Origin of the sequence: uncultured Senegalimassilia sp. (genome assembly GCF_934632265.1) — a bacterium.
Taxonomy (GTDB): Bacteria; Actinomycetota; Coriobacteriia; order Coriobacteriales; family Eggerthellaceae; genus Senegalimassilia.
Genome location: NZ_CAKTYH010000094.1, coordinates 1 through 7767, shown reverse-complemented (window position 1 = coordinate 7767; position 7767 = coordinate 1). Strand labels below are relative to the sequence as shown.

Below are 7767 nucleotides of genomic sequence, written 5' to 3'. Positions count from 1 at the left end.
TCGCCGCCGAGGTCGAAAGCCACGGGAGCACGCACGAATGCCAGCGCAGCGTGGGCCAGTCGGTGCCGTGCGAGACGTTCTGCCCTGCGCATGTGAACGTGCCCGCCTACATCGCGCTGGTGGCGCAGGGCGATTACGCCGGCGCCGTGCAGATGATCCGCAAGGACAACCCGTTCCCCACCGCGTGCGGCCTGGTGTGCGAGCATCCTTGCGAGCAGCGTTGCCGCCGCACGCTCATCGACGCGCCGCTCAACATCCGCGGCATCAAGGAGTTCGCCTGCGAGCATGCGCGCGCCGACCAGGTGCCCGTGCCCAAGCGCCTGCCCGAAACCGGCCGCCGCATCGCGGTCGTGGGCGGCGGCCCGTCCGGTTTGACCTGCGCGTACTTCGCCGCCTTGATGGGCCACGACGTTGACGTGTTCGAGGAGCGCAAGCAGCTGGGCGGCATGATCCGTTACGGTATCCCCGCGTACCGCTTCCCGCGCGAGCGCCTGGACGAGGACATCCGCGGCATCCTGGCCGTGGGCGGCATAACCGTGCATACCGAAAGCCCCGTGGACGCCGCGCGCATGGCGCAGCTTTCCGCGGATTACGACGCCGTGTACGTGGCCATCGGCGCGCAAACCGGCAAGGGCCTGCGCATCGACGGCACGGACGCCGAGGGCGTGTTCTCCGCCGTCGACCTGCTCGGACGCATCGGCGACGGCGATTACCCCGACTTCACGGGCAAGAAGGTGGCGGTCATCGGCGGCGGCAACGTGGCCATGGACTGCTGCCGCACGGCGGTGCGCGCCGGCGCCGAGGAGGTGTCGGTGGTGTATCGCCGCCGCATCTCGGACATGACGGCGCTGCCGGCCGAGATCGAGTCGGCCATCGCCGAGGGCGTGGAGATGATCACGCTGCAGGCGCCGGCCGCCATCGAGAAGGACGAGCAGGGCCGCTGCTGCGCGCTGCTGACGAGCCCGCAGATGATCGGTCCGGTCAAGCGCGGCCGTCCCGCGCCCGTGGCCGCCGACAAGCCGCAGATGCGCATCCCTGCCGACGTCATCCTGATCGCCGTGGGCCAGAACATCGTGTCCGCGCCGTTCGAGGAATTCGGCATGGCGGCCGAATGGGGCGAGTTCAAGGCCGACGAGCAGCTGCACGCGCAGATGGACGCCGAGGCGCTTGCCGCCCGCGGCGCCGATGCTTCCGCGGGCGCGAACGTGTTCGTGGGCGGCGACTGCCAAACCGGCCCGGCGTCGGCCATCAAGGCCATCGCCGCCGGCAAGGTTGCCGCGCGCAACATCGACCATATGCTGGGCTTCAACCACACGCTCGACTGCGGCGTGGCGGTTCCGCCGGCCCAGCCCAACGACCGCGCGGCGTACGGCCGCGTGGAGGTGCTCGAGCGTCCCGCGCGCGAGCGCAAGAACGATTTCGACGCCGTCGAGGTTCCCATGAGCACGGAGGAGGCCATGCAGGAATGCGGCCGCTGCCTGCGTTGCGACCACTTCGGCGCCGGCGCCTGCGAAGGGGGGCGTATCCAGTATGCTTAACATCACCATCGACGGCCGCGCGCTCGAGGCGCGCGAGGGCCAGACCGTTTTGGAGGTCGCCCGCGAGGCCGGCATCCACATTCCCACGCTGTGCTACCTGGCCGAGCGCAGCGCCATCGGCTCGTGCCGCGTGTGCGTGGTCGATGTCGAGGGGCAGGACGCCCCCGTGCCCGCGTGCACCACGCGCGTGGTCGACGGCATGCAGGTGCAGACGGCCACCGAGCGCGTGCTGAAGTACCGCCGCATGGCCGTTGACCTGCTGATCTCCAACCACGGCCTCGACTCGACCGATTACTGCTTCAGCTGCGTGAAGAACGGCGCCTGCGAGCTGCAGGCCGTGGCGCGCGAGGTGGGCGTCTCGCACCCCACCTTCCCCGTGGAGCAAATCCGTAAGCCGGTGCTGGATTCCAACCCGTTTTTGCGCTTCGACCCCAACTTGTGCATCGCCTGCCAGCGTTGCGTGGGCGCGTGCAACAACGCGGCCGGCAACCACGTGCTGCAAACCGGCAAGCGCGGCGTGCGCACCACCATCCGCGCGCCGTTCGGGCCGAACTGGGACGCCACCATCTGCGAGAGCTGCGGCAACTGCGCGCAGGCGTGCCCGACGGGCGCCCTGGTGGAGAAGCGCCGCGGGCTGTACCGCGAATGGGACACCCATACCGTGCGCACCACCTGCCCGCATTGCGGCGTGGGCTGCCAGCTCGACCTGGTGGTGAAGGGCGACCAGATCGTGGACGTGCAGGCCGCCGACGGCCCGTCCAACGACGGCCTGCTGTGCGTGAAGGGCCGTTCCGGCAGCTTCGACTTCGTGAACTCCCCGGACCGCATCACCACGCCGCTGGTGAAAAACCCCGAGACCGGCGAGTTCGAGCCGGCCGATTGGGATACGGCGCTTGACCTGGTGGCGCGCAAGTTCGCCGAGCTCAAGGAGGAGCACGGCGGCGAGAGCATCGCGGCGTTCGCGTGCTCGCGTTCCACCAACGAGGATATCTATCTCTTCCAGAAGATGGCGAGGTGCGCATTCGACAGCCCCAATGTCGATAACTGCGCACGTGTTTGACACGCCCCTACCGTTGCCGGTCTGGCAACTACACTTGGTTCGGGCGCAATGACGAACTCCATCAAGGATGTGTGCGAGGATTCGCAGGTCATCCTGCTGGTTGGCAGCAATCCGGAAGAGGCGCACCCGGTCATGGGCATGCGCCTGCGACAGGCGGTCGAGCGCGGCGCGAAGCTGATCGTGGTGGACCCGCGCGAGATCGGGCTGGCGAAGAAGGCCGACATCCACCTGAAGCTGCGCCCCGGCACGAACGTGGCGTTCGCGAACGGCATGGTGAACGTGCTGATCCAGAAGGGCCTGGTGGACCGCGAGTTCGTGGAGGGTCGCACCGAGGGCTTCGATGAGCTTGCCGCCATGGTGGCCGACTACACCTCCGAGCGCGTGGCCGAGATCTGCGGCATCGATGCTCGCGACCTGGAGGCGGCGGCCGAGATGTACGCGACGGCCGAGCGCGCCCCCATCGTCTACTGCCTGGGCGTGGTGGAGCACTCCACGGGCACCGAGGGCGTTATGGCGCTGTCGAACCTGGCGCTGGCCGCGGGCAAGCTGGGCCGCCCCGGCTGCGGCATCAACCCGCTGCGCGGTCAGAACAACGTGCAGGGCGCGTGCGACATGGGCGCGGGACCTGCGGACTTCACGGGCTATCAGAAGGTGGCCAACCCCGAGATGCGCGCGAAGTTCGAGGCCGCATGGGGCATCGAGCTGAACCAGGCTGCGGGCCTGAAGGCCACCGAGTGCTTCCCCGCCATGATCGACGGGCGCATCCGCGGCCTGTTCCTGTTCGGCGAGGACCCGGTGCGCACCGACCCGGACACGGGCCACGTCATCCGCGCGCTGGAGTCGTTGGACTTCTTCGTGTGCGAGGAGCTGTTCATGACGGAGACGGCGAAGTACGCCGACGTCATCCTGCCCGGTCGCAGCTACGCGGAGAAGGAAGGCACGTTCACCAACACCGAACGCCGCGTGCAGCGCGTGCGCAAGGCGGTGGACGGCCCGGCGGGCGCGCGCCTGGACACCGAGGTGTTCGCCGAGATCATGCGCCGCATGGGGTATGATCAGCCGACGCTCACGGGCGCGCAGCTCATGGACGAGGTTGCAAGCCTGACGCCGTCGTATGCGGGCATCAGCCATGCGCGCCTGGACTCCGCCGCCGTGGCGGGGCAGGGCCTGCAGTGGCCGTGCACGGGCCCGGATCACCCGGGTACGCGCATCATGCACGAGGGGAAGTTCTCGCGCGGTTTGGGCGGATACTCGCTGGCGCAGTACCGTCCGTCGGCCGAGCAGCCTGATGAGGAATTCCCGCTCATCATGATGACGGGCCGCGTGCTGGCGCAGTACAACGCGCAGGCCATGACGGGCCGCACCGAGGGGCTCAACCGGATCGACGGCACGTCGTTCATCGAGATCAACGACGCGGACGCCGCCGTCGCGGGCATCGCCGACGGCGACCGCGTGCGCGTGAGCAGCCGCCGCGGCGTCATCGAGAGCCAGGCGCGCGTGTCGGGCAAGACCAACCCCGGCGAGGTATGGATGCCGTTCCACTTCCAGGACGGCAACGCCAACTGGCTGACCAACGCCGCGCTCGACAACATCTCGGCCACGCCGGAGTACAAGGTGTGCGCCGTGAAGGTGGAGAAGGCGTAAGGGATAGAGCGGAAGGAGCCTGGCGGCGGAGCCGCCGCCAAGTAAGAGGCAGGGCATGCGACTTCGCCTGACGAGCAAAGGGCGCTGGCAGCGAATGCGGCCAGCGCCCTTTTTGCGTCCGCGAGGGCTGTGCGCGGGTTGTTGCGACGGGCCGTGTGGTCCGAAAGGGCGATACGTCTGCGTTTGGTTGGGGTGTTGCTTGGTAGTCGCCCAATAACGATCGGTGTTTCACCTGGTCACAGGCTTGATTACAAACCAACTACTCTGGTATGCCCTAATCAAACGCAGACGTATCGATGGTTTGGCGGGATGGATGGCATGGACCGTGCGTTGGTGGTTGCAACTGCGAGTTTGACGGCTTGGCCGCCGTGAGGCATGAGGAGGCGATACATCTGCGTTTGGTTGGGGTTCGTCGCAGTATAGGGAATTTGCACGAGCCTGCGACCTGGGGAAATGCGGATGATGGCAATGCGGCTACTCGAGCATACGCTAATCAAACGCAGATGTATCGATGGTTGGGCGGGGTGTGGCTAGTTGCGGGCTCGGGTGCGTGGTTGGTTGCGAGCCTGGTTACGGTTCGGGCGCCTGTGCCAGCCATTTCAAGGATTCGCGGGTTCGAGGGCCTGGTTGCGCGTGTCTCGGGGTACAGTAGCGGAATCGGTATTTGATTAATGGATTCGCGGGTCGTTTAGGGGGAAGGGGCGCATATGAAGCGAGTTTTGGTTATTGCGACGGGTGGGACCATCGCTTCGGCCGAGGAGGGAAGCGGGCTTGCGCCGGCGTTGACCGGTGAGCAGCTGGTGGCGTTCGTTCCCGAGGTGGCGCAGGTGTGCCGTGTCGAGGTGTCGCAGGTCATGAACGTGGACAGCACGAACATGCGCCCGCAAGGGTGGCTGGCCATTGCGAGCGAGGTGCGTCGGCGTTACGACGACTTCGACGGGTTCGTCGTCCTTCACGGTACCGACACGCTGGCGTACACGGCGGCGGGGCTTGCGTACCTGGTGCAGGGCGGCCCGAAGCCCGTGGTGTTGACCGGCTCGCAGCTGCCCATGGGCGATCCCGGCACCGACGGCAAGCGCAACCTGCTCGATGCCGTGCGCGTGGCCTGCGATGATGCCGCCGCGGGCGTGATGGTGGCGTTCGGCGGCAAGGTGATCTCGGGCACGGCGGCGCGCAAGGTGCGCACCCGCAGCTTCGAGGCCTTCGACAGCTTGAACGTCCCCGACCTGGGGTACGTGCGCGATGGGCTGGTCGAGTGGGCTGATGGCATGGAAGCTGGCATCGCGGCTTCGGGCGTGCGCTTTTACGACGCGCTCAACCCTCGCGTTGCGGTGCTCAAAATCACGCCGGGTATGGATGCGCTGGTCATCGATGCGCTGCGCCCCGCGTGCGACGCGCTGGTGGTGGAGGCGTTCGGGCTGGGCGGCATCCCGGAGTACGATGGCATCACCGACACGCTGCTTGCATGGGTGGATGCCGGGAAAACGCTCGTCATGACCACGCAGTGCCCGTACGAAGGCGCGGACCTGAGCGTGTACGAGGTGGGCCGCGCATTCTGCGACCGCCCGGGCGTGCTCATGGGCGGCAGCGCCACCACCGAGGCGTTGCTGGCGAAGACCATGTGGGCGCTTGCGCAAGCGGCCGACCCCGACGGCGTTGTGGACCGTGAGAAGCTGGCGGATTTGTTCGCCAGCTGCTAAAGACGAAGAGGGTGCTTCGTGCCCCATCTCGTCCTTAAAATGTAATGCAGCACATTTTTAAGGACGAGATTGCAAGGAAGACGCATGCGCATACTTGAAAAGAGATGAGAGAACGTTCCTCTTTTCGCGATTGGGGTTTCGGCGCTGTGGCGATAGCCGCGGCATCGCAGAACGGCCCGTCGGCCTGCGTGGGGGCAGGCCGACGGGCCGTTGTCGGTTTCGAGGCGTTTTGCGGGGCGGGCGCCTTATCCCAGCAGGTTGGGTAGCAGGTAGAGTAGGGCTACCAGCGCGCAGCCGATGGCGGCTGCGGCGATCCAGATGTGGAACTCGCGGTCCATCTTGGCGCGCTCGGCGGGCGTGGGCTCGCTGGTGTCCTGCACGGCGTTCACGTCGATGGCGCGCGTGCCGTATTTCTTAGCGCACACCGCGTAGATGACCAGGCCGACCACGCAGTAGATCACGCCAGTGACCAGGGCATCCGTGTCAAGCTGCGTCATCATGACCAGGTAGATGACGATGCTGATCACCGCGCCGGGCACCATGCCGCGCACCTTGAACGGGCGCTTCAGGTCGGGCAGCTTGCGGCGCAGGCCCAGGCACGCCACCATGCCGATGACGTAGTAGAACAGGTCGGCGAACAGGGAAAGCGATGCGATGTAGTCCAGCGTGCTGGTTGCCACCAGCGCCACCGTGAGCACGCCGAGCGTGATGACGGCCACGTAGGGCGTGCGGTACTTCGGGTGCAGCTTGGCGAACACGGCGGGCAGGCTGCCGTCGCGGGCCATGGTGAACAGGTAGCGCGGCGGCACCGCGATGGAGGCGTTCAGGGTGGAGAAGTCGCCTCCGAAGGCCACGCCCAGCGCCAGCAGCGCAAGCGGCAGGCCCAGGATACCCGCGCTCATCATGGCCTCGGCGTAGGGCGCGGACGATTCGGCCACGGCGGCCAGCCCGTCGGCGGGCACGATGCCCACGAGGAACCACTGGAACAGGGCGTTCACCACGAAGATGATGAACGGCGAGAGCATCATGGCGCGGGGGATGTTGATCTGCGGGTGGCGGATCTCCTCGCCCATGGCGCAGCACGTTTCGAAGCCGGCGAAGCACCACCAGATCATGGCCACGGCGGCGATGAACCCGCCGGTGCCCAGGTCGCCCATGAAGTCGGGCGCGGTCACGAAGTTCGGCAGCTGCACGTTGGGGATCATGGTGAGGAACCAGATGGCGGCCACGCCCCAGAAGAAGAACATGAAGCCGTTCTGCAGCTTGCCCGTCAGCTCCACGCCGCGCACATTGGCGATGATGAATCCGGCCAGCGCGATAATGGCGATGACCACGTCGTCGACGGGAAGCTCTACGCCGAACGCTAGGAAGATGGTCTTGAAGTAGTAGCTGAACGCAAGCGCCTCGCCGCCGGTGACGGCGATAAGCGACATGATGAAGTTCCATCCGGCCAGAAAGCCCGCGGGTCGGCCCAGGCCCAGCGACGCGTACTGGTACGTGCCGCCGGCGAAGGGAAGCGCCGCGCCCATCTCGCCGTACATGAGCGCCGGGTATATGCTGATGAGCGCTGCAAGCGCCGTTGCCAGGACCACGAACGGCCCCATCTCGCCGACGACGTTGCCGCCGGTGGTGAACAGGCCGACGCCGATGACGGTGCCGGCGGTGATGGTGATGGCCTCGCGCAGGCCGAGCGTGCGCTTGAGGCCGACGGCGGGCCCCTTTTGCGCGCCGCCTTCGTTCGGTTGGTTGCCCATGGGCGTTCCTTTCAGCGTGCCGCCCGCGCTGGCGGGCCGGCGTGCTGTCGCATGCCCGATCCCTATCGGGC

4 protein-coding genes are annotated in these 7767 nt (G+C 67.1%); 3 read left to right on the top strand and 1 reads right to left on the bottom strand.

Annotated elements, in window-relative coordinates:
- The 3 genes from Q0H50_RS07240 to Q0H50_RS07230 form a co-directional block, all read left to right on the top strand.
- Positions 1-1538, top strand: a 1538-nt coding sequence (locus tag Q0H50_RS07240) for an NAD(P)-binding protein (protein WP_294420926.1), incomplete at its 5' end; no start/stop codon positions are given.
- Positions 1531-4242, top strand: a complete 2712-nt coding sequence (fdhF, locus tag Q0H50_RS07235; RefSeq protein WP_294420925.1) for a formate dehydrogenase subunit alpha — start codon at positions 1531-1533, stop codon at positions 4240-4242. The genes Q0H50_RS07240 and fdhF, both read left to right, overlap by 8 nt.
- A gap of 707 nt (positions 4243-4949) precedes the next feature.
- Positions 4950-5942 carry an asparaginase gene (locus tag Q0H50_RS07230; protein ID WP_294420923.1) on the top strand — a complete coding sequence of 331 codons (993 nt, stop codon included), beginning with the start codon at positions 4950-4952 and terminating at the stop codon, positions 5940-5942.
- Between the two features lie 245 nt (positions 5943-6187).
- On the opposite strand, the gene Q0H50_RS07225 is transcribed toward Q0H50_RS07230, so the two are convergent.
- Positions 6188-7696, bottom strand: a complete 1509-nt coding sequence (locus Q0H50_RS07225) for an amino acid permease (protein WP_294420922.1) — start codon at positions 7694-7696, stop codon at positions 6188-6190.
- Positions 7697-7767 lie beyond the last annotated feature (71 nt).

Excerpts from the sequence above, each read along its gene's own strand:
- Q0H50_RS07230 (WP_294420923.1), top strand. The coding sequence starts at position 4,950 with ATGAAGCGAGTTTTGGTTATTGCGACGGGTGGGACCATCGCTTCGGCC.
- Q0H50_RS07225 (WP_294420922.1), bottom strand. The coding sequence starts at position 7,696 with ATGGGCAACCAACCGAACGAAGGCGGCGCGCAAAAGGGGCCCGCCGTC.